Raw genomic sequence first — 20,455 nt, 5'->3', positions numbered from 1 at the left:
GTGACGGGCCGACAGACAGAGAAGTAAATTACATAAAGAACGAGGTTCGACGGACGTTTGCCCGGCCGAACCTCCTCAACTCTCGCGTCCCCTCTCGGAGAACGCCGGATATTTGTCAAGCAGGGCCGCCACGATGCGGCTGAATCCCGTGCCCTTCGACGATTTGACGACCAGCACGTCGCCCGCCCGCACTGCGCCAAGCGCGAAGGAGGCGAGGTCGTCGGCGGTGTCGCGATATTCCCTCTGCACGCCCTCCGGCAGCGCATCCCTCAGCGCCGCCATGTCGGGGCCGGCAAGCCAGACATCGCCGATGCCGGCTTCGACCAGCGGTTCGGCAAGGCCGGCATGGACGGAGGGCGAGTGCTCGCCCATCTCCAGCATGTCGCCGAGCACGGCGATGCGCCGGCCACCCTCATGCGGCTCCGCGTCACGCAAGAGCGCGATTGCGGCACGCATCGAGGCCGGGTTCGCATTGTAGCTTTCGTCGATCAGCGTGAACCAGCCGCCATCCCTGGCAAGCTGGTAACGGCGCCCGCGGCCCTTTTCGGCCTGCATGGTGGCAAGGCCCGCCATCGCCTTCTCGATATCGCCGCCGGTCAGGTGCACCGCGCCGAGCACGGCCACGGCATTTTCCGCGATGTGCCGGCCGGGTGCGCCCATCGGCACTTCCAGCGTCTGCCCGCCGATCGCCGCGCGAAGCAGGCCGCCCTCGGCGCTCGGCATGAAATCGAGCAGGCGGAACTCCGCCTTCGGATCGGCGCCGAAACTGTGGATATGCGAGACGCCGGCTGCCTTCGCCGCCTTTTCGAGGAAAGCAAACTGCTCGTTGTCGCGGTTGAGGATGGCATGGCCGCCCGGCACGACGCCTTCGAAGATCTCGGCCTTGGCGGCAGCGATCTCTTCGAGGTCGCGGAAATTGCCGAGATGGGCCGGCGCGATCGTCGTGATCATCGCCACATGCGGGCGTACCATGGCGACCAGAGGGCGGATCTCATTGGCATGGTTCATGCCGATTTCGAAAATGCCGAAATCCGTGGTTTCCGGCATGCGGGCGAGCGTCAGCGGCACGCCCCAGTGATTGTTGAAGGAGGCGACGGAGGCATGCACGCTGCCGGACGGCGACAGCGCCTGGCGCAGCATCTCCTTGCTGGTCGTCTTGCCGACGGAGCCGGTGACCGCGATGATGCGGGCCGCCGTGCGGTCCCGCGCGGCACAACCCAGATCGACCAGCGCCTGGAGCACGTCCGGCACCACGATCATCGGCGTCACGAGCCGGCCGAGCGCCGGCAACTTGCCCTCGCTGACGACGAGCAATGCCGCGCCATTGGCGACGGCGAAACTTGCAAAATCATGGCCATCGACGCGGTCGCCCTTGATGGCGAAGAAGGCTTCGCCGGCGCCGATCGCGCGGCTGTCGATGGAAATGCCGGTCACGCCCTGCGGCAGGTTGCCGATGGGACGGCCATGCATGGCCGCGACGAGATCAGCGCTGGTCCAGAGCCATTTCACCGGTCGAGCTCCTCCAAGGCCTTGCGCAATTCGGCATGGTCGGAGAACGGCAGCGTCACAGTGCCGACGGTCTGCCCCTCCTCATGCCCCTTGCCCGCGACAATCAGCGTATCGCCCGACTGCAACATCCGCACGGCACTGCGGATCGCCTCAGCCCGGTCGCCGATCTCGGTGGCGCCCTTGGCGGCGTCCATGATCTCGGCGCGGATGGTGGCCGGCACTTCGGAGCGCGGATTGTCGTCGGTGACGATGACCACGTCGGCAAGCCGCGTGGCGATCTCGCCCATGATCGGCCGCTTGCCCTTGTCCCGGTCGCCGCCGCAGCCGAAGACCACGATGACGCGGCCGGTCGTGAAGGGGCGAACGGAGGTCAGCACATTTTCCAGCGCATCCGGCTTGTGGGCGTAGTCGACATAGGCGAGCGCGCCATTCTTCGCATGGCCGACCAGTTCGAGGCGGCCGGAGGCGCCGATGAGCTTTTCGAGTGCGGCCATCGCGACGGGCGCGGGTACGCCGGTCGACATGGCGAGGCCCGCCGCGACCAGCGCATTCGCCACCTGGAAATCGCCGGCGAGCGGAATGTGCACTTCATAGATAGCGTCGCCGACATGCACTTCGGCGGTCTGCTTGTGGCGGAAATGCTCGACGCGCTTCAGCGCCAGATAGTCGCCCTTGCGGCCGACGGTGCGCACGTCGAGCCCGGCCTTGCGCGCCGCATCGGTCGCGACACCCGACCACTCGTCGTCGGCATAGATGATAGCGGGAAAACCCTTCGGCAGCAGCGTATCGAACAGCCGCATCTTGGAGGCCATATAGTGCTCGACCGTCGGGTGGTAATCCATGTGGTCGCGGCCAAGATTGGTGAAGGCGGCGGCGGCGAGCTTCACGCCGTCGAGCCGCGCCTGGTCGAGGCCGTGGCTGGAGGCTTCCATGGCGGCATGGGTGACGCCTGTATCGGCAAGTTCGGCGAGCAGTTCATGCAGCGACACCGGATCGGGCGTCGTCAGCGAACCGTAATCGTTGCGGCCGGGCGCGACGACGCCGGTCGTGCCGATCATTGCGGCCGCGTGGCCAGCATGCGCCCAGATCTGGCGGGTGAACGAGGCGACGGAGGTCTTTCCCGCCGTGCCGGTGACGGCGACCATGGTCTCCGGCTGGCGGCCATGGAAACGGGCGGCGGCGAGCGCCAGGAAACGGCGCGGCTCGGCAACGGAAATGACCGGAACGGCGGCTTCGACGGCGGCACCAGTGGACACCACGACGGCTGCGGCACCCCGGGAAACCGCATCGGCAACGAAGGCGCTGCCATCGGCCTTGGTGCCCGAAAGAGCGACGAAGAGGTCGCCCGGCTTCACCTTCCGGCTGTCGCTGGTTATGCCGCTGATGTCTATCGCGGCGGCGGCGCCCAGGTCGTTGGTTTCGGGTCCGGCGAGGTCACTGATCTTCATTGTCTGCTCTGTTGCTTTCCATGGGCCGCCGTTTCGCTTCCGAATCGGCGTCCCGTCTTCTCCATTCAATAAGACACAAGCAAGGCAGACCCGTCCTCACCAAATTTCGGCTTTACACCGAGAAGGGCTGCCGAGCGGCGGATGATCTCGCCGACCATCGGGGCGGCGTTGAGGCCGGCGGTGCGGCCCCCGCCCTCGCCCGTCTGCGGCGCGTCGATGAAGGTCAGGACCACGTATTTCGGGTCGTCGATCGGGAAGGCAGAAAGGAAGGCGTTGAAGTTCTGCGTGTTGGAATACCGCCCGCCGACGACCTTGTTGGCTGTGCCCGTCTTGCCGCCGACATTGAAGCCCGGAACCAGCGCGCGGCGGCCGGAACCGTCGTTTGCGTTGAGCTTGAAGAGGTAGCGCATCTGCTCGCCGGTTTCCGGCTTGACGACCACCTTGGCCACCTCGTTCGCCTCTTCCGCCGTGCGCGGCAGGAAGGTCGGGTTGATGAGCAGGCCGCCGTTCATCAGCGCCGCCGCCGCCACCGCCGTCTGCAGCGGCGTCGTCGAGACGCCGTGGCCGAAGGAGATGGTAATCGAGTTGATCTTCTTCCATTCGCGCGGCTGCGACGGCGTCTTCACCTCCGGCAGTTCCGTGTCGAGCTTGGTGAGCAGGCCCATGCGGGTCAAAAATTCCTTGTGACCGGCGATACCGACGACGTCGGCCATCTTGGCCGTGCCGATGTTCGAGGAATACTGGAAGATTTCCGGCACGGTCAAAACACGGTGCTTGCCGTGGAAGTCCTTGATGGTGAAGCCGCCGATGCGGATTGGCGCGCGCGCGTCAAAACTGTCGGTGAGCTTCACCTTGCCCGAATCGAGCGCCATCGCGGTCGTAAAGCTCTTGAAGGTCGAGCCCATCTCGAACGTGCCGTTCGACATGCGGTTCATCCAACCGTCCTTGGCGCCGGCGGCCGGGTTGTTCGGGTCGTAATCCGGCACGGAGGCCATGGCGAGGATCTCGCCGGTATGCACGTCCATCACGACGGCGCCGGCGGCCAGCGCCTTGTACTTCTCCATGCCCGTCGCGACGACCTCGCGCACGATGGCCTGGACGCGCAGGTCGATCGAAAGGCGCACCGGCTCCAGCTTGGCATCGCTCGTCATGCCGATGGCGGCAAGGTCGGCGAGGCCCTGGCTGTCGATATAGCGCTCCATGCCGGCAATGCCGCGGTTGTCGATATTGACGTGGCCGACGATGTGCGAGGCGGTGACGCCGCCCGGATAGAAGCGGCGCTTTTCCGGCCGGAAACCGACGCCGGGAATGCCGAGCGCGAGAATGCGGCTCTGCTGCTTGGGGGTCAGCTGGCGCTTCAGCCACTGGAAGCGGGATTTCGAGGTGAGCTTGCGGTAGATGCCGCGTCGGTCGAGTTCCGGCAGCACGGTGGCGAGCATTTCGACCGCCTCGTCCGCATCGACGATCTTGTGCGGTTCGGCATAGAGCGAGACGGTGCGGATGTCGGTGGCGAGGATTTCGCCGTTGCGGTCGACGATGTCGGGGCGCGAGGCCATCAGGTGGTCGGCCGGGCCGATCGAGGACACGGTCTCCGGCGAGGCCATGCCATATTGCACCAGGCGCCCGCCGATCACGGCATAGACCATGCCGAAGCAGCAGATGATGACGGCGACGCGGCTGCGGGCCTGCGAGCCCGTGCGCTTGCGCGTGCCCTCGAAGGCCTGGCCGCCATTGCCGCCGGTCCTGTTGTTGTTGTTGCCGCCGGCGTTGAAGTGCGCCTTGCTCTTGACGTCCATGATGCGGGAGAGAAACGACATCAGTTGGCCACCGATCCGGTTTGGATTGCGTCCGTGGTCTTCTTCTTGGTCTTCTTGCTGTCCTGGGCGACCTTTTCGTCCTTCTCCGGCTCCAGCGCCGGCAACTCGGCCGTCGCCATGGGCAGTTCGCTCGGCTGCGCAAGCTGGGTCGATTCGGTCGGCACGAGCTTCAGGTCGGTCTCGTAGGCTTTCACCAGACGGTTGAGGCGGTTCGGCTGGGTCAGCAGCGCCCAGTCGGCCTTCAGCAGGTCGATCGTGTCTTCTTCCAGCTTGATCTCGGCATCGAGCTTGCGCACCTGCTCGAGCTTGTTCTCGGCCTGGTGCTTGATCGAGTAGGTGACGGTGGCTGCTGCGGTCATGACGGCGATCATCACGACATCAAGGGTACGGAACATCACTCAGCTTCCCATCTTCTCAAGGCTGGCAAGGTTGGGCAGGTTGAAAATGGACAGATCATCCGTCCCGGCAGGAGCGCTGGTGCGCTCGCCTGCCCTAAGCTTCGCGGATCTTGCGCGCGGATTGACCGCACTCTCCTCGTCGCTGGCCGCCACCATAGGGCGCCCGACTGGTGCGAAGGTTGCGGCTTTGTCGTGAACTTCGGGCAAATGCCGGGATCCGGCAGCCTTTCCGACGCGATCCTGGAAGAATTTCTTGACGATCCGGTCTTCCAGCGAGTGGAAGCTGACGACGACGAGCCGTCCGCCCGGCTTCAGGGCACGCTCGGCGGCAAACAGCGCCTCGGCGAGTTCGCCGAGCTCGTCGTTGACGAAGACGCGCAGCGCCTGGAAGACGCGCGTCGCCGGATGGATCTTGTCCTTGGCCTTGCGCGGCGTCGTCAGCTCGATGAGGTTCGCAAGCTGGCGCGTCGTGGTGAAGGGTTCCTTCTCGCGCGCCTTCTCGATGGCACGCGCGATGCGGCCGGACTGCTTTTCCTCGCCGAGGAAACCGAAGATGCGGATGAGGTCGGAGACTTTTGCACGGTTGACGACATCGGCCGCCGAAACGCCCGAGGCGGACATGCGCATGTCGAGCGGGCCATTCTTCTGGAAGGAGAAGCCGCGCTCGGCCTCGTCGATCTGCATGGAGGAGACGCCGATATCGAGCACGACGCCGTCGAGACCGCCCGCGGGCGCATGATCGGCAAGTTCGGAAAAGCGGGAATGGATGAGGGAAAGCCTGCCACCCGAAGCTTCGACCAGCGGCTGGCCGCCGGCAATCGCATTCGGATCACGGTCGAGGCCGATGACATTCGCCCCTTCGGCCAGGATGGCGGAAGTGTAGCCGCCCGCCCCGAAGGTGCCGTCGAGAATGACCTGGCCGGGTTTGGGCGCGAGCGCCGCGATGACCTCGGAGAGAAGAACCGGAATGTGACGGACCGGTCCGTCATCGGCTTCAGTAAAACCTCCGCCAAGATCCGCCGTCATTCCGATTCTCCGTCTTACCCCGAGCCCAGACCTCGCAACCTGAACTCTTCCCGGGCGGCCGCCTGCGTCTCTTCGAATGCTTGCGGTGCCCAGAGCTGAAAATGATCCGCCCGACCGACAAAGGTCACGTCCGTGGTGATGCCCGTATAGTCCCGGATGAAATCCGTGACCGGCAGGCGCCCCTCCGAATCGAGCTTCATGAAGACGCCGCCCCCGTGAATGAGGAGCGACATCCGATTGGCTTTCGGCGAAAAAACATCCTCGCTGGCGATCTGGCGCTCCAAACGATCGAGCAAATCCAGCCCACCGACGCTGATGGCCGGAAAGGTGAAATCCTGAAAGCAGTACAGCTCCCGGATGTCGCGCTGCGACAGAACGGAACGGAATGCCGAGGGGACGGAAACCCTCCCCTTTGCATCGATCCTGTTTGTCGCATTCGACAGGAATCGGTTCATGACACGCTACAGCCGCTTCCCCTACCGGAACGCTGTGCATCCGCCCCGGCATAACCAACACAACACCACGCGCATGGACCAGCCCAGATGCAACGCATTCGCGTCGCACCGTCCCCAGCCGGTTAGCCTCAAAGCTTTGCGATGGTCGGACGCTCATGCGTCCTCGTGCAGTGTGATTTTGGGATACCATGGGACCATATGGGCGTCAATGGGAAGGAACCTCTTTCCCGGTCATCGGACCGTCAAACGTTTATAAGGCGTTAAGTTTAACAAATGGTTAGAAAACGCCGCCCAAGGCCTTGTATTTACACATTCTGAAACACCGGTCGCGTGCGTTTCAACGCGCAGCAAGGCATGCGCGAACCCCAAGGATTTCAGCGCATTAGCACGTCATAAAAAATCATCGTCCGGAGGAGGTTTTTTGCCAGTTGGCCTGTAAGCCGGGTTCTGTATGGCTCCGGTCGAAACCGGAACGTGGCAGCCATTCATCTGGGACCGGACTTGCGCCCGGCCTCTTGCAACCCACCCGGATGACCGGCCCGGAAACGGGCTGAAACGCTTGCGCGTTTCGCGTCATCCCTATTCGGTTTTGCTCCCGGTGGGGTTTGCCTTGCCAGCCCTGTCGCCAGGACCGCGGTGGGCTCTTACCCCACCCTTTCACCCTTACCTTCCGAGGAAGGCGGTTTGCTTTCTGTGGCACTTTCCCTGGGGTCGCCCCCGCCGGACGTTATCCGGCACCGTGTTTCCGTGGAGCCCGGACTTTCCTCACCCTGCGGCCTTTCGGCACTTGCAAGGCGCGGCTGCCCGGCCAACTGGCAGGCGCTGACTAGCCCATGCGGAACGGAAAGACCAGAGAGAAACGGAGCTTAGCGGAAATGAACGGCGAAATCCGTCTTGTAGTCCGGCTCGTCCATCCGGCCGCGAATCACCAGGTCCGCGCCGATGCGGCCGATCTCGTCGGAACTTTTCGCCGCCGCCCCGTTGCCGCCCGTCAGAAGCGCCACGCGCTCGCCCCCGACGAAGCCGGCATAGGGATAGCCGTGCACGGTGTAGGTCGTGACGCAGGGAACGGAAATCAGCCGCACCGGATCGAGATCCGGAATGGAACGGGCCAGCAGCCGCTTGAGATGGGCGGCCGATTCGGGGCCACCCTCGCCGCGGAACCAGTCGCGGATCGCCTGCTCCTCCTCGATCTCTATGTCCGTCGGATCGCCACCGATCTTCAGGTAGGACTGGCCGTCCGGATAGACGATCGGCGGCAGGAAGTAGAAATGCTCCGAGGGGATGGTGCTCTCGTCGATCCAGGACGGCATGTCCTTGTAAGCCGCCGCCTGCTCCGGCGAAAGCTGCGCCAGCACGACCGTGCGCGCCTTGATCGTCAGCGCCGGCACCTTCGGCAACAGCCCCGGCGCCCGCGAAAAACCGCCGGTCGCCACAAGCACGCGCCCGCCCGTCACGACCTCGCCCGACTTCAGCGTGACCGTCGCCCAGTCACCGGCATCGGTCACCGAGACCACATCGTCGAGGATGGAAAAGCCGCCCGCCTTCTCGAAGCAGACGATCTGCGCGGCGACGAGCTTGCGCGGATCGATGTAACCGGCCCCCTTCGCCTCGAAGACGCCCGCCGAGGTTTCCGGCAGGTCGAACCAGGGAAAACGCGACCGCAACTCCGCGCGGTCGAGCACGGGTGCGTCGAGCCCATGCCGCTTTGCCACCACCTCGACCGAATTGACGAAATCGCCGCCAGCCGGACCGCTGATCAGACAGCCGGTCTCGCCGTAGAAGGCGATGCCGCTCTCGGCCTCGATCTCGCGGTAGCGCGCGATGGAGCGGTTGGCGAGCAGCGCCCAGTCGGGGTCCTGGTCAATGGTGCGGGTGATGCGGCCGCTGTCGTAATGGCTGGAGAAGACGCCGTCATGGTTTTGCCAGTCGGTGGGTTCGCCCCGGCCGACGAGCGCCACGGAAGCGCCCGTTCCCGACAGGTGCCGCGCTGCGGCAGCCCCCATCATGCCCCTGCCGACGACGACGAAATCGAAATGCCGATCCATGCTGCACCCTCACCTGAATGCTGACGGCATAGCATGCTCGCGGGCCGATTCCAGCCCGCGAAACCTTGCTTGTCGACATTAGTCGATGATGCTCTGGACCTTGCCGCAATAGCGCTTGGAGACCGGGTTCATGCGCTTGGCGCCATGGCCGGCATTGTATTTCAGGATCGTGCCGCAGGTCGTGCCGCCGCCAAGCTCATGGGCCATGGCGAGGTACTTCATGCCGAACTTGATGTTGGTTTCCGGATCGTAGAGACCCTTGGCGCCGCCGCTGTAGCCCATGGCGCGTGCTGTTGCCGGCTTGATCTGCATGAGGCCGATTTCGCCGGCACTGCCGCGCGCCCGCGGGTTGAAATTGCTCTCGACGCGAACGACGGCATGGGCGAGATCCACCGGCACGCCATAGGTCTTCGCATAGGTCTGGATCAGGCTGGAATAGCTTGCCGACTTGAGGTCCGCCGTCAGCGGGTTTTCCGCCTTGGGGTAACCGGTCGTGCTGTTGAAGGTCTTCAGCTTGCCGACGACCACGCCGTCCTTGTCGATGACCGTCGTGCGATTGGAACGCTTGCTCGCCACTTTGCGGGATTTCGTCTTGCTGGCTACCTTTTGCGATTTCGACTTGCTGGAAACCTTCTGGGGCTTCGCCTTGCTGCCCGCATCTTCCTTGGCGGAGGGCTGGAAGAGATATTGTTTTTTCGTCGGCCCGTGGGTGGCCTCGGCATGCGCCATTCCAGCGGAAAAAACGGACACACAAAAGCAGGCCGCGCTAAGGGCAGCAAGAAGTCTTCTCATCTAGTTTTCGTCTCCAAAAGGCGCAAAGGCAGAGCCCTGGCCGGCGGCATCTCAAGCCGCACAGACCGCGCAAACGTCTCGATCCTCGTTGATAGCGATCAGGCCCTGACCGCATGTTGCGCTGCACTGAACGCAGCCGGAAAAGACATGGCCAATCGGGTCAGGATGTGGCGAAGCGGTAAACTTCTGTTACAGTCTGTAATATTCGAATATTCGGAAAGGCTGTCAGGCGGCCAGCCGCGGCAGCGCGGAAAGCAGCCTGTGCAGCGTGTCGATGGTCGAAAAATCAGCGATGCCATCGACCCGTTCCGGCCGGAAATGGCGCTGGAAAGCGGCCACGTCCCCTTCGGTTTTTTCCGAGTAAAAACCATTGATTTCAGTGCCATAGCCGTAGAGCGACAGCATCGTCTGCAAGGCTTCGACGGGTTGACCCGAATCGCCGCGCTGGAAGAAGCGCCCGCCGGCGATCGGCGATGGCGTCACCCAGTGCCCGACACCCGCGGCATGGAGGCGCATCCAGGGGAATTTTTCACCCGGATCGACCTTGCGAATGGGGGCCACATCGCTGTGCGCCAGCACCCGCTCGGGGGCGATTTCCCACCTTCTGCCACAATCGAGACACAGTTCGACGACCGCGTTCAGCTGTTTTTCGGGGAAATCCGGCAGCCCGCCGGGATGGCCGGCATTGGCGATCTCGATGCCGATGGAGGCCGAATTGATGTCGGCCTCGCCCTTCCAGATGCTCTTTCCCGCATGCCAGGCGCGGTCCGCCTCGCGCACGAGCTGCTCGACGCGTCCGTCCTCATGCACGAAGTAATGACAGGAGACCTGGCTTTCCGGCGCACGAAGCCATTTCAGCGCGCCGTCTGCCGTTGCCATGCCGGTATAATGCAGGAGGATGATGTCCGGGGAGCGCCCGCCCGCCCGTTCGCCAAAGTTCGGCGACGGCGCGGCGGTCGCACCGGAATAGTCACATGTGAATGCGCTCATGCAGCGCAGCGTTCCTTCTCGATCGCCTCATAGGCAGCGTTGAGCGCGGCCATGCGGTCGTTCGCGATCTGATGGAACTCGGCCGGCACGCCACGCGCCACCAGCCTATCAGGATGGTTCTCCGAGGCAAGCACCCGGTAGCGCTTGCGGATCTCGGCAAAATCGTCGCTCGGCTTGACGCCCAGCACTTTATAAGGGTCGCGCCCGCTGACATGGACGTGGCGCGCGGTGATCTGCTCGAAGCGCTCGTCCGCCATGCCGAAGATTTCGGCGACGCGGCCGAGGAAGGCCATCTCGTTCTCGTGGATCAGACCGTCAGCCTTGGCGATATGGAACAGGCCGTCGACGATGTCTTCCAGGATCGGGCAATTCTTCTCGCAGGAGACGCAGAGCGCCTTCATCTTCTCCGCATAGGCCTCGTAGCCGGCGACATCCTGGCGTGCGAGATTATAGAGCCGGGCGACATTTGCCGCCTGGTTGTCCGGATATTTGAAGATGTCCTTGAAGGCATCCACCTCGGCCGTCGTGACGATGCCGTCGGCCTTCGCCATCTTGGCGGAAAGCGCGATCATCGCGATGGAGAAGGCAACCTGCTTGCGCGTTTCCGGATCCCCCTCGAAGAGGGTACGCACGGCTTCCACCACGCCGGACAGCACGTTGCTGGCGGCATCCGAGACCATGCCGACGAGGCGATCCCATACGGCACTGATGAAGCAACTGGGCGAATTCTGGAACATAAGGTGATCTTGATCAGACAATTGCAGGGAAAGCAAGGCACGGAACCCGCATTTCTTGTCCGGATGACGAAATTTTGATGGCCCTCATGAAGTGGAGGCATCGGAAATCCGGCGCTGCGGGATTTTCGCCTGTGGAGCACGAAAGACAATCCGTCATGGAGTGCGGATAAGTTCACCGCGCCGTTTCCCTTGAGGGGGATTCTGCGCTAGACAACGCCCACCCATCCAGACGTGCTGAAGCCGAGGAGGAATTATGGCCAAGCAGAAAGTCGCAATGCTGACCGCCGGCGGGCTCGCGCCCTGCCTGTCGTCCGCCGTCGGAGGCCTCATCGAGCGTTACAGCGACGTCGCACCGGAGATCGAGCTGGTCGCCTATCGCTCGGGCTACCAGGGCGTGCTGCTTGGCGACCGCATCGAAATCACCAAGGACATGCGCGAAAAGGCGCCGCTCCTGCACCGCTACGGCGGCTCGCCGATCGGCAACAGCCGCGTCAAGCTGACCAACGCCGCCGACTGCGTGAAGCGCGGCCTCGTCAAGGAAGGCGAGAATCCGTTGCGCGTGGCCGCCGAGCGCCTCGCCAAGGACGGCATCACCATACTGCACACGATCGGCGGCGACGACACCAACACGACGGCCGCCGACCTTGCCGCCTATCTCGGCGCCAACGGCTACAACCTCACCGTCGTCGGCCTGCCGAAGACGGTCGACAACGACGTCGTGCCGATCCGGCAGTCGCTCGGCGCCTGGACGGCGGCCGAAGTCGGTGCCGGCTTCTTCGACCATGTCAGCAACGAACAAAGTGCGGCCCCGAAGACGCTCGTCGTGCATGAAGTGATGGGCCGTCATTGCGGCTGGCTCACCGCCGCCACAGCCCGCGCCTATATCCAGAAGACCGGCGCCAACGAATATGTCGACGGCTTCATGATGAACAAGCAGCTGAAGAACATCGACGGCCTCTACCTGCCGGAGCTGGACTTCAACCTGGAGGCTGAGGCCGAACGCCTGAAGGCCACCATGGACCGCGCCGGCTTCGTCACGCTCTTCGTCTCGGAAGGCGCCTGCCTCGACGCCATCGTCGCCGAGCGGGAAGCCGCCGGCGAAACCGTCAAGCGCGACGCCTTCGGCCATGTGAAGATCGACACGATCAATGTCGGCAACTGGTTCTCCAAGCAGTTCGCGGCCCTTCTCGGCGCCGAACGCTCGATGGTGCAGAAGTCCGGCTACTACGCGCGCTCGGCACCGGCCAACCGCGACGACCTGCGCCTGATCCAAAGCATGACCGACCTCGCCGTCGAAAGCGCGCTGAACAAGGTCTCCGGCGTCACCGGCCATGACGAAGGCCAGGGCGGCAAGCTGCGCACCATCGAATTCCCGCGCATCAAGGGCGGCAAGCACTTCGACACCTCGGCCAAGTGGTTCGGCGAGGTGATGGATGTCGTCGGCCAGAAGTGGAAGCCGGCGGACTGATGATTGTTCTTGACGCCAAAATAGCGTGATGGCTTGCTCCCCGGATCGATACCGATCCGGGGAGTTTTTTATGTCCTTCGAACATTGGCTGGCCTTCGCCGCAGCCTCCGCCGTCATGCTGGCCATTCCAGGCCCGACGATCCTCCTCGTGATCTCCTATGCGCTCGGCCATGGCCGCCGCACCGCAGGCGCCACCGTCGCGGGCGTGGCACTCGGCGATTTCACCGCCATGACCGCCTCCATGCTCGGCCTCGGCGCGCTGCTTGCGACCTCCGCCGCCGTCTTCACCGTGTTGAAATGGGTGGGCGCCGCCTATCTCATCTGGCTCGGCATCAAGCTGTGGCGGGCACCCGTCTCCAGCGGTGCCGAAGGCGAGGCGCCGGCAGAGGAAAAGCCGTTCCGCATCTTCGCCCATGCCTATGTGGTGACGGCGCTGAACCCCAAGAGCATCATCTTCTTCGTCGCCTTCCTGCCGCAGTTCCTCGACCTTACCCAGCCGGTGCTGCCGCAGATGGTGATCTTCGAAATCACCTTCCTCGTGCTCGCCACGCTGAACGCCTTTTCCTACGCCCTGCTCGCCGCCGCTGCGCGCAAGACCATCCGCAAACCTTCGGTCCAGAAGGTCGTCAACCGCACCGGCGGCACGCTCTTGATCGGCGCCGGATTGCTCACCGCCGGCCTCAAGCGGGCGACCACCTGAGACGTCGGTAAGCCTACGGGTTGCCGCTTCGCGCCTGATCGGCTATGGACGGGGACGGCCACGGCCGATTGATTTGCAAAACGTGCGGGCGTTCCAGCGCCCGTGCATCCCGGCAAACCGAGAGCGACGACCATGGCTGATACTTCCGTTTCCCGTCCGGCACGCATTGCCACGCTTGCCTGCGCAGGCCTTCTTGTTACGCTTGCCGGCTGCGCCAGCGTCGCCGACGACGCGACTTCGGCGAAAACCGTGTCGCCCACGTCGACCACGGAAATTGCCGCTGCGGACGGTTCGACGACCGAAGTCGCCTATGCCGCCCTGCCCGCCGCCAAGCCCGGCACGGAGAACACAGCGGAAGCCCTGCCGACGCCGATCATGGTTGCCGTTGCGACCGATGCCGAAGGCGGCGCCGTTCCGGTCTCGGCCCTTACGGAATCGAAATCCATGACGGGTGCAGCCGCCGCGACGGCCGCTCTTGCCGGCAACACGGCGACCGATGTTCAGCCCATGGACACGGTCATCGGCGTTTCAGTGATGGAGCCGGGCTTCGACAGCGGCGAGCCGGAAGGCCTCGAACAGCTTGTCGCGAGCCGCAAGATCGTGCCGATGGCCAAGCCGGCGCTCATCAGCAACGCGGTGCTGACCACTGAGACACGCCTCGTCGTGCCGCAGGGCGACCAGCCGTTCAAGAAGTCCGGCACGCCGATCGACGCGATCATCAGCAAATATGCGGCACTCTATGGCATACCGGAATCGCTGTTGCATCGCGTCGTCAAGCGCGAGAGCACCTACAATCCCAAGGCCTATAATCGCGGCCATTACGGCCTGATGCAGATCAAATATGCGACGGCCAAGAGCATGGGCTTCGACGGCCCGGCCGAAGGCCTGTTCGACGCCGAGACGAACATCAAATATGCCGGCAAGTACCTGCGCGGCGCCTGGATGGTCGCGGACGACAAGAACGACGGCGCGGTGCGCCTCTACGCGGCCGGTTATTATTACCACGCCAAGCGCAAGGGCCTGCTCGACGAGACCGGCCTGAGATAAGCCGCTACCGCGCGGCCTTCAGCCAGAACGACATCGGCTTTTCCGTCTCGTTCTCCTCACCGATATCCTGCCAGGCAAGCATCGTGCGCAAGTCGGCGCGGTGCTCGTAACCACGCTTGGCCCAGAATGCATCGAGCGGCACATAGTCCGTCGGGCGCAGCGGATGGTCCTGCGGCCGTTCGACGGCGCAGAAGGTGCACCAGTCGAAGCGGCCGAGGCGGCGCGCATAGGCTTCGCGCTCCTCGAAGAAGCGCACGCCGAGCCCCCTGCCCCGATAGGTCGAGAGCAGCACCGATTCGCCGAAATAGAAGACCTTTTGCGGAGCGATGCCGGCGGCGATGAACGGCGCTTGAAAAACGTCGGACGCATCCGGCATCGGCACGCCGGTCGAGGCGCCGACGATGCGCTCGCCGTCAAGCGCCAGCACGAAGAGGCTTTCGGGCGACCTCGCATAGGTCGCGAGATAGGAGGCCTCGTAGTCCTCGCTGCCTTCGTAGAGGTAAGGAAAAGCGCGGAAGACTTGTGTGCGCAGCCGCGCGAGGTCCGCGATATGCGGCGTCACGGCTTCTCCCTGGACGATCTTGATCTGCATGATCCGTGAATGTTCCCAAAGGCTTGAACAATGCTATAAGGCGATCTGGTTCCGCCTGACGCCATTGATATGAGGGATGACATGCCAGCAAAAGAGACGATCCGCGCCTATTACGATGCTTTCAACAGGCAGGATATGGAGGCCTTCCTCGATCTCTTGCACGACGACGTCGTCCACGACATCAACCAGGGCGGCCGGCAGGTCGGCAAGCAGGCATTTCGCGACTTCATGGCGCATATGAACCGCAGCTACCGCGAGACGCTGACCGACATCGTCATCATGTCGAGCGAGGACGGCAAACGCGGTGCGGCGGAATTCGTCGTCAACGGCCAGTATCTCGCCACCGACGAGGGCCTGCCGGAGGCGAACGGCCAGACCTATGTGCTGCCCGCCGGCGCCTTCTTCGAGATCCGCGACGGCAAGGTCGCGCGCATCTCCAACACCTACAACCTCAACGACTGGATCGCTCAGGTCGGCGCCTGAGCGGTTTTCGCATCCAGCACATCGAGGATGCGCTTGATCAGGACCTGGGGCCGGTAGCCGCGCTTTGACGGCGTCAGCCCCAGCCGGATCACCGCGAGCTTGCGCGACGGGATGATCGCGGCCGACTGCCCGTCATGGCCGAGTATCCAGAACGTCTCGTCCGGCAGGCCGTAATCCGTGTCGCTCTCCCGGCCCGGCCCCATGGTCCAGGTCTGCATCTGGCTATAGGCGCCGCCCGAGGCCTTGGTCGGCGTCGCCATGGCGCCGACGAACCCTGCGGGCAGCAGCCGGCTCCCCTTCCAGACGCCGTCGTTCAACAGAAACAGCGAGAACCGCGCCCAGTCGCGCGCCGTCGCGTACATATAGGATGAGCCGACGAAGATGCCGGTCTCGTCCGGCTCCATCACCGCGCTTGCCATGCCGAGCGGCGCAAACAGCGCCTTTGCCGGGAAGGACAGCGCCTGACTGCGCCCGCCAAGCGCGCCCATCCACAGCCGTGAGAGCAGCATCGCGGTGCCGCTCGAATAGTTGAACGTGTCGCCCGGATTGGCCTCCAGCGGCAGCGAGAGCACGAAGCGCGTCATGTCCGGCTCGAGGAAGAGCATACGCGTGACATCGGCGACATCGCCGTAGCTTTCGTTGAAGGCGAGCCCGCTTTCCATGGCGAGAAGCTGGGCGAGCGTGATCTGCGAGCGCGCATCCTCCCGCCATTCCGGAAACAGGCCCTTCATCTCCGGCGAAAGCGCCCCGGCCTGCATCAGCCGCCCGACAAGCGCCGCATTAACCGACTTGGTCATCGACCAGCCAAGCAGCGGCGTCTTGGCGTCAAAACCGTCACCATAGGCCTCCGCGACGATGCGCCCGTCATGCACCACCACGGTCGCGCGCATGCCCGGCCCGGTGAGGCCGGCATCGGCAAGCAGCGCCGACAGGTCTGAGTCCAGCGTCACCGCCTCGCCGTCGGGCCAGGCCACGGCCAGGTCCGCCGCCGGCAGTTTCGGCAGCGCGATATCGGAAACGGCCTGGTGTGCGGCACGGAAATCGCCATCCGGCACGCTGGAGCAGCCGAAGCCCTCATGCCAGGCGGCATAACCCGGCGCGAAGAGGCCGAGCAGATGGGTCGTCACGGTCTTGCCGGCGAGATCGACGTCCTGCCGCATCAGCTTCAACAGCGGATGACCGGGCGCCTGCACGTCCTCGGCAAGCACTTGCGCCGGGTCGCGGCCGGAAACGAAGACGCTGGAGCAGACGATTTTTGCGGCATAACCGGAGCCGACGCTGAGCAGCGCGGGCGGCGATACGATGAGCCAGCTCGCCCCCACCAGGACGACGAGGGCAAGGAGGGAAAGCACCCAAGCGGCCAGCCTGTAGAATCGTCTCATAACGGCCTCTCCTTCCAGTCGCGAGACAAGCAGGATTCCACTGTCATGAAAAGGCTTTTCGCGCTTGTGACAACGTCAGGCCGAACGACGATTTTCCGTGTGTAGAAGGAAGCGCATCACATCTTGTGCGGCCACCGGCCCGGAAATCAGGAAACCCTGGGCCTCGGAAGCGCCGCGCTGGCGGATGAAATCGAGCTGGCCTTCCGATTCGATGCCCTCCACCGTGGTCGTCACCTGGAAGGTCTGGCCGAGCTTCAGGATGATATCGACCAGGTCGGCGTCCCGCTTGCTCTCCATCATCGCGCGCGCAAAGGAGCGGTCGATCTTCAACTGGTCGATCGGGAAGGCGCGCAGGTTGTTGATCGAGGAAAAGCCGATGCCGAAATCGTCGAGCGCGACGCGAACGCCATGGTCGCGCAGCTCACAGAGGCTCTCGCGGATCACCGTCTCGTCGACCGAGAAGACCGATTCCGTCACCTCGATCGTCAGCCGCCCCGGCGCAAGCCCGGCCTCGGCCAGGCACGTCTTCACATAATCGACGAAGGCGCGGTCCTTGAACTGGTCGCCGACGACATTGACGGCGACGCCGGCCGGTGCGGGCCATTTCGCCGCCTCCCGGCAGGCCTCGCGCACCACCCAGTTGCCGAGCGGCAGGATGAGGCCGGTCTTTTCCGCCGCCGGAATGAACAGGTCCGGCATGATCCGCCCCTTTTCGGGATGCCGCCAGCGCAGCAACGCCTCGAAGGAGCGCACGACGCGGCTCTCGACACCGACGATCGGCTGGTATTCGAGAAAGAATTCGTCCGCACCCATGGCGCGGGCGAGATCATGCTCGATGGCCGCGCGTGCCAGGACGGCGGCGGCGAGTGCCGCATCGAAGAAGCGGAAGCCACTGCCCGGCATGTCCTTCGCCTCGTAGAGCGCGACATCGGCACGCTTCAGAAGCTCCGACATCGAGGCGTCACCCGCCTCCATATAGGTCACGCCGATGCTGCAGCCGCTGGAAACCCGGTGGCGCTTCAGCTCGAACGGGTCCTGGAACAGATCGCAGATCGTGCGGCAGACATTCTCGATCTTGCCCTCGGAGGGCCGCCCGGCAATCGTCACGACGAATTCGTCGCCGCCAAGCCGGTAGACGCGCGCCGTTGCCGAAAGCGCGCGCTGGAGGCGCACGGCAATGGCCGCGAGCAGTGCATCGCCCACATCATGGCCGAGGCTGTCATTGACGAACTTGAAACGGTCGAGGTCGAGCAGCAGCAGCGCCGGGCGGTCGTCCTCGTCGCTGCCCTCCACGACCGCCTGGATATCGCGCTCCAGGCAAAAGCGGTTGGCAAGCCCGGTCAGCCGGTCGTGATAGGCATCGTGCGTCAGCCGCTGCTCCGTCTTGCGGCGCTGGCAGAGTTCGGCGATGAGCGCAGCCTTCGACCGGCCGATCTGGTAGAAGCCGACGCCGAAGAAGACGGGCATCAGCGCCAGCGCGGTGGCGGTCGGGGCGGAAAAGCCGAAGAGGCTCGCCTGCGCCTGGTCGCGCAGGACCTGGTCGGCGGCAATGCAGAGGGTTGGCAGAAAGGCTCCGAAAACCGACCCCGTCAGCGCATAGCGCTGCTCGATTCTCGGCAACAAGGTTTTCAACATCATGTAACCCTAAACCGTTGTTATCATGACAACAGGGGTGCGTCCGGCCGGGCATCGGCCTGTCGATGTTTCTAGAGGACAAAGAATGACAGAGTGTTAAGGGAGCGTTGGCATTCGCCCCCAAGATTCAACGGGATTCCGTCTCCAGGGAACCATGGCCGGTTTCAGACGTTCGGGCCTTGTTGTCATTCGTGCGTGGGGCTTCGCGCGACTATCGAGTGGGAAGGACCATCAGATGAAATCCATGATCTTCGGTGCCGCCGGCATCCTCGTTTCCGCCGGAGCGCTTCCGGTCTTCGCGGCCGACATGGCCGTTGCCGAACCGCCGATCGAAACACCGATCGTCGAGACGGCCGGCATCTACGATTGGGGCGGCTTCTATGTCGGTGTGAACGGCGGCTACGGCTGGACGAATGCCGATTCGGGCGGCCCGGCGCCTGCCATCGACCAGGACCTCGGCGGCTTTGCGCTCGGCGCCTTTGCCGGTTACAACTTCTTCAACAATGGTTGGGTCTACGGTGTCGAAGCCGACGTCAAACACGACTTCAACAACGAGCGCTTCTCCTCCGGCGGCACGCGCTACGAGGCGGAGACGAACTGGGGCGGATCGGTCCGCGCCCGTCTCGGCTACGCCTTCGACCGCACGCTGATCTACGGCACCGGCGGCTGGGCCTTTACCCGCGCCGAGCTCCGGGACCGCGATGCCGGCGTGACGGAGAAGGACACGGCGCATGGCTGGACCGTCGGCGCCGGCGTCGAGCAGGCCTTCACCGACACGGTGGCGGGCCGCGTGGAGTATCGCTACACCGACTACGGCAATTCCGACATCTTCGATGCGGCAGGCCGCCGGGGCGACCTCGATTCGCACTCGATCATGCTCGGCGTCAGCATGAAGTTCTGACATTGATCCGGGCGGCGGTATCAGCCGCCGCCCCGGTTTAACGTCCCGCTAACCGTAATTTTACGAAAATACGCGATAGGTCATGGGACCTGCTCGCGCGCTCCCCTTTACGGCCCGCCCCATTCGAGGCAGGATTGGTAAACGCGCGAAACACGGGACCTCCATGCGTCGGCTCATTCTGGCTCTCCTGCCCCTCGCCTTCCTCGCCACGTCCTGTTCCACCACCGACTACGATCTCGTGGCGACCGCCTCCGTGCCGCCGCGCTTCGAGGACAAGGACCCGCAGGATTTTGGCGCGCGCACGCCGCATCGCCACCAAGTGCACGGCATCGACGTTTCGAAGTGGAACGGCGATATCGACTGGCACGCCGTCAAGAAAGGCGGCGTTTCTTTCGCCTTCCTGAAGGCGACCGAAGGCACGGACCGTCTGGACAGCCGGTTTAACGAATATTGGAGCGGTGCCCGCGCCGCAGGCGTCGCGCATGCGCCCTATCACTTCTATTATTTCTGCTCGACGGCGGATGCGCAGGCCGACTGGTTCATCGCCAATGTGCCCAAGCAGGCCGTGCAGCTGCCGCCGGTGCTGGATGCCGAATGGAACCCCGCCTCGCCGACCTGCAAGACCCGCCCGCCGGCCGACGAGGTGCGCGTGGCGCTCAAGCGCTTCATGGACCGCCTCGAAGCGCATTACGGCAAGCGGCCGATCATCTATACGACCGTCGACTTCCACCGCGAAAATCTCGTCGGCCATTTCGAGAATTATCCCTTCTGGCTGCGCGCGGTGGCCGAGCATCCGGAAAACATCTATTCGTCGCGCAAGTGGGCGTTCTGGCAATACACCTCGACGGGCGTGGTTCCGGGCATTTCCGGCGACACGGACATCAACGTCTTCGCGGGTTCCGCCAAGAACTGGAACACCTGGGTGGCGACGGTTTCCCGCTGATTCCAGCACAATTGCGTGACAAAAAGCGGCAGCACGCCGAGGTTGCCTTTTTCTTCTTGCTTCCGTCACATTCATCTGAGACAG

19 protein-coding genes and 1 other RNA gene are annotated in these 20,455 nt (G+C 64.0%); 6 read left to right on the top strand and 14 right to left on the bottom strand.

The features are described 5' to 3' along the window. Positions 1–75: 75 nt before the first annotated feature. The 11 genes from AC1Q6Z_RS05165 to AC1Q6Z_RS05115 form a co-directional block, all read right to left on the bottom strand. The gene (locus AC1Q6Z_RS05165) at positions 76–1,509 is read right to left on the bottom strand and encodes a UDP-N-acetylmuramoylalanyl-D-glutamyl-2,6-diaminopimelate--D-alanyl-D-alanine ligase (protein ID WP_492646949.1); all 1,434 of its coding nucleotides are present in this window, start codon (positions 1,507–1,509) and stop codon (positions 76–78) included. Next, complete coding sequence (locus tag AC1Q6Z_RS05160; protein WP_492646948.1) at positions 1,506–2,957, bottom strand: UDP-N-acetylmuramoyl-L-alanyl-D-glutamate--2,6-diaminopimelate ligase; 1,452 nt, start codon at positions 2,955–2,957, stop codon at positions 1,506–1,508. The genes AC1Q6Z_RS05165 and AC1Q6Z_RS05160 overlap by 4 nt, the downstream gene beginning before the upstream one ends. A 65-nt stretch (positions 2,958–3,022) precedes the next feature. Then, positions 3,023–4,774: a peptidoglycan D,D-transpeptidase FtsI family protein gene (locus AC1Q6Z_RS05155; protein ID WP_492646947.1), complete on the bottom strand. Its 1,752-nt coding sequence runs from the start codon at positions 4,772–4,774 to the stop codon at positions 3,023–3,025. Continuing rightward, positions 4,774–5,169 (bottom strand): cell division protein FtsL, encoded by a 396-nt coding sequence (gene ftsL / locus AC1Q6Z_RS05150; protein ID WP_492646946.1) that lies wholly within the window; start codon positions 5,167–5,169, stop codon positions 4,774–4,776. The genes AC1Q6Z_RS05155 and ftsL overlap by 1 nt, the downstream gene beginning before the upstream one ends. Positions 5,170–5,172: 3 nt before the next feature. After that, entirely contained in the window at positions 5,173–6,198 is a 1,026-nt protein-coding gene (rsmH, locus tag AC1Q6Z_RS05145) for a 16S rRNA (cytosine(1402)-N(4))-methyltransferase RsmH (RefSeq protein WP_492646945.1), read from the bottom strand. Between the two features lie 14 nt (positions 6,199–6,212). After that, positions 6,213–6,653, bottom strand: a complete 441-nt coding sequence (gene mraZ, locus AC1Q6Z_RS05140; RefSeq protein ID WP_256117167.1) for a division/cell wall cluster transcriptional repressor MraZ — start codon at positions 6,651–6,653, stop codon at positions 6,213–6,215. A gap of 420 nt (positions 6,654–7,073) precedes the next feature. Further along, positions 7,074–7,469: RNase P RNA component class A (gene rnpB / locus AC1Q6Z_RS05135), an RNA gene on the bottom strand. Between the two features lie 50 nt (positions 7,470–7,519). Continuing rightward, a complete protein-coding gene (locus AC1Q6Z_RS05130) occupies positions 7,520–8,701 on the bottom strand; it encodes an NAD(P)/FAD-dependent oxidoreductase (RefSeq protein ID WP_492646944.1) in 1,182 nt (393 codons plus the stop codon). Positions 8,702–8,779: 78 nt separating this feature from the next. Continuing rightward, on the bottom strand, positions 8,780–9,277 hold the full coding sequence (locus AC1Q6Z_RS05125) for a lytic transglycosylase domain-containing protein (protein ID WP_492647245.1): 498 nt from the start codon (positions 9,275–9,277) through the stop codon (positions 8,780–8,782). A 441-nt stretch (positions 9,278–9,718) separates the two neighbouring features. Further along, positions 9,719–10,483: an N-acetylmuramoyl-L-alanine amidase gene (locus AC1Q6Z_RS05120; protein ID WP_492646943.1), complete on the bottom strand. Its 765-nt coding sequence runs from the start codon at positions 10,481–10,483 to the stop codon at positions 9,719–9,721. Then, the gene (locus tag AC1Q6Z_RS05115; RefSeq protein WP_256117171.1) at positions 10,480–11,220 is read right to left on the bottom strand and encodes a molecular chaperone DjiA; all 741 of its coding nucleotides are present in this window, start codon (positions 11,218–11,220) and stop codon (positions 10,480–10,482) included. Before AC1Q6Z_RS05115 ends, AC1Q6Z_RS05120 begins: the two co-directional genes overlap by 4 nt. A 253-nt stretch (positions 11,221–11,473) precedes the next feature. On the opposite strand from AC1Q6Z_RS05115, the gene AC1Q6Z_RS05110 reads away from it, so the two are divergent. The 3 genes from AC1Q6Z_RS05110 (at position 11,474) to AC1Q6Z_RS05100 (ending at position 14,435) form a co-directional block, all read left to right on the top strand. Continuing rightward, positions 11,474–12,688, top strand: coding sequence for a pyrophosphate--fructose-6-phosphate 1-phosphotransferase (locus AC1Q6Z_RS05110; RefSeq protein WP_492646942.1), 1,215 nt, complete (start codon positions 11,474–11,476; stop codon positions 12,686–12,688). Between the two features lie 70 nt (positions 12,689–12,758). After that, positions 12,759–13,388, top strand: coding sequence for a LysE family translocator (locus tag AC1Q6Z_RS05105; RefSeq protein ID WP_435267947.1), 630 nt, complete (start codon positions 12,759–12,761; stop codon positions 13,386–13,388). A 132-nt stretch (positions 13,389–13,520) separates the two neighbouring features. Beyond that, on the top strand, positions 13,521–14,435 hold the full coding sequence (locus tag AC1Q6Z_RS05100; protein WP_492646941.1) for a transglycosylase SLT domain-containing protein: 915 nt from the start codon (positions 13,521–13,523) through the stop codon (positions 14,433–14,435). 4 nt (positions 14,436–14,439) lie between these two features. On the opposite strand, the gene AC1Q6Z_RS05095 is transcribed toward AC1Q6Z_RS05100, so the two are convergent. Further along, the gene (locus AC1Q6Z_RS05095; protein ID WP_492646940.1) at positions 14,440–15,027 is read right to left on the bottom strand and encodes a GNAT family N-acetyltransferase; all 588 of its coding nucleotides are present in this window, start codon (positions 15,025–15,027) and stop codon (positions 14,440–14,442) included. Between the two features lie 81 nt (positions 15,028–15,108). Here AC1Q6Z_RS05095 and AC1Q6Z_RS05090 point away from each other — a divergent pair, with 81 nt between their 5' ends. Next, positions 15,109–15,510: a ketosteroid isomerase-related protein gene (locus AC1Q6Z_RS05090; protein WP_435267944.1), complete on the top strand. Its 402-nt coding sequence runs from the start codon at positions 15,109–15,111 to the stop codon at positions 15,508–15,510. Here AC1Q6Z_RS05090 and AC1Q6Z_RS05085 read toward each other — a convergent pair. Both AC1Q6Z_RS05085 and AC1Q6Z_RS05080 read right to left on the bottom strand, forming a co-directional pair. Next, entirely contained in the window at positions 15,495–16,892 is a 1,398-nt protein-coding gene (locus AC1Q6Z_RS05085) for a serine hydrolase domain-containing protein (protein ID WP_492646939.1), read from the bottom strand. The two genes, AC1Q6Z_RS05090 and AC1Q6Z_RS05085, sit on opposite strands and share 16 nt — an antisense overlap. A gap of 75 nt (positions 16,893–16,967) precedes the next feature. Then, entirely contained in the window at positions 16,968–18,512 is a 1,545-nt protein-coding gene (locus tag AC1Q6Z_RS05080; protein ID WP_492646938.1) for a putative bifunctional diguanylate cyclase/phosphodiesterase, read from the bottom strand. Between the two features lie 250 nt (positions 18,513–18,762). Here AC1Q6Z_RS05080 and AC1Q6Z_RS05075 point away from each other — a divergent pair, with 250 nt between their 5' ends. Continuing rightward, a complete protein-coding gene (locus AC1Q6Z_RS05075; protein WP_256117182.1) occupies positions 18,763–19,428 on the top strand; it encodes an outer membrane protein in 666 nt (221 codons plus the stop codon). A gap of 163 nt (positions 19,429–19,591) precedes the next feature. After that, positions 19,592–20,371: a glycoside hydrolase family 25 protein gene (locus AC1Q6Z_RS05070; RefSeq protein WP_256117183.1), complete on the top strand. Its 780-nt coding sequence runs from the start codon at positions 19,592–19,594 to the stop codon at positions 20,369–20,371. Positions 20,372–20,455: the final 84 nt, after the last annotated feature.

Source organism: Shinella sp. GW835-FHT14H05 (assembly GCF_058793575.1).
This window is presented reverse-complemented; position numbering and strand designations above follow the sequence as displayed.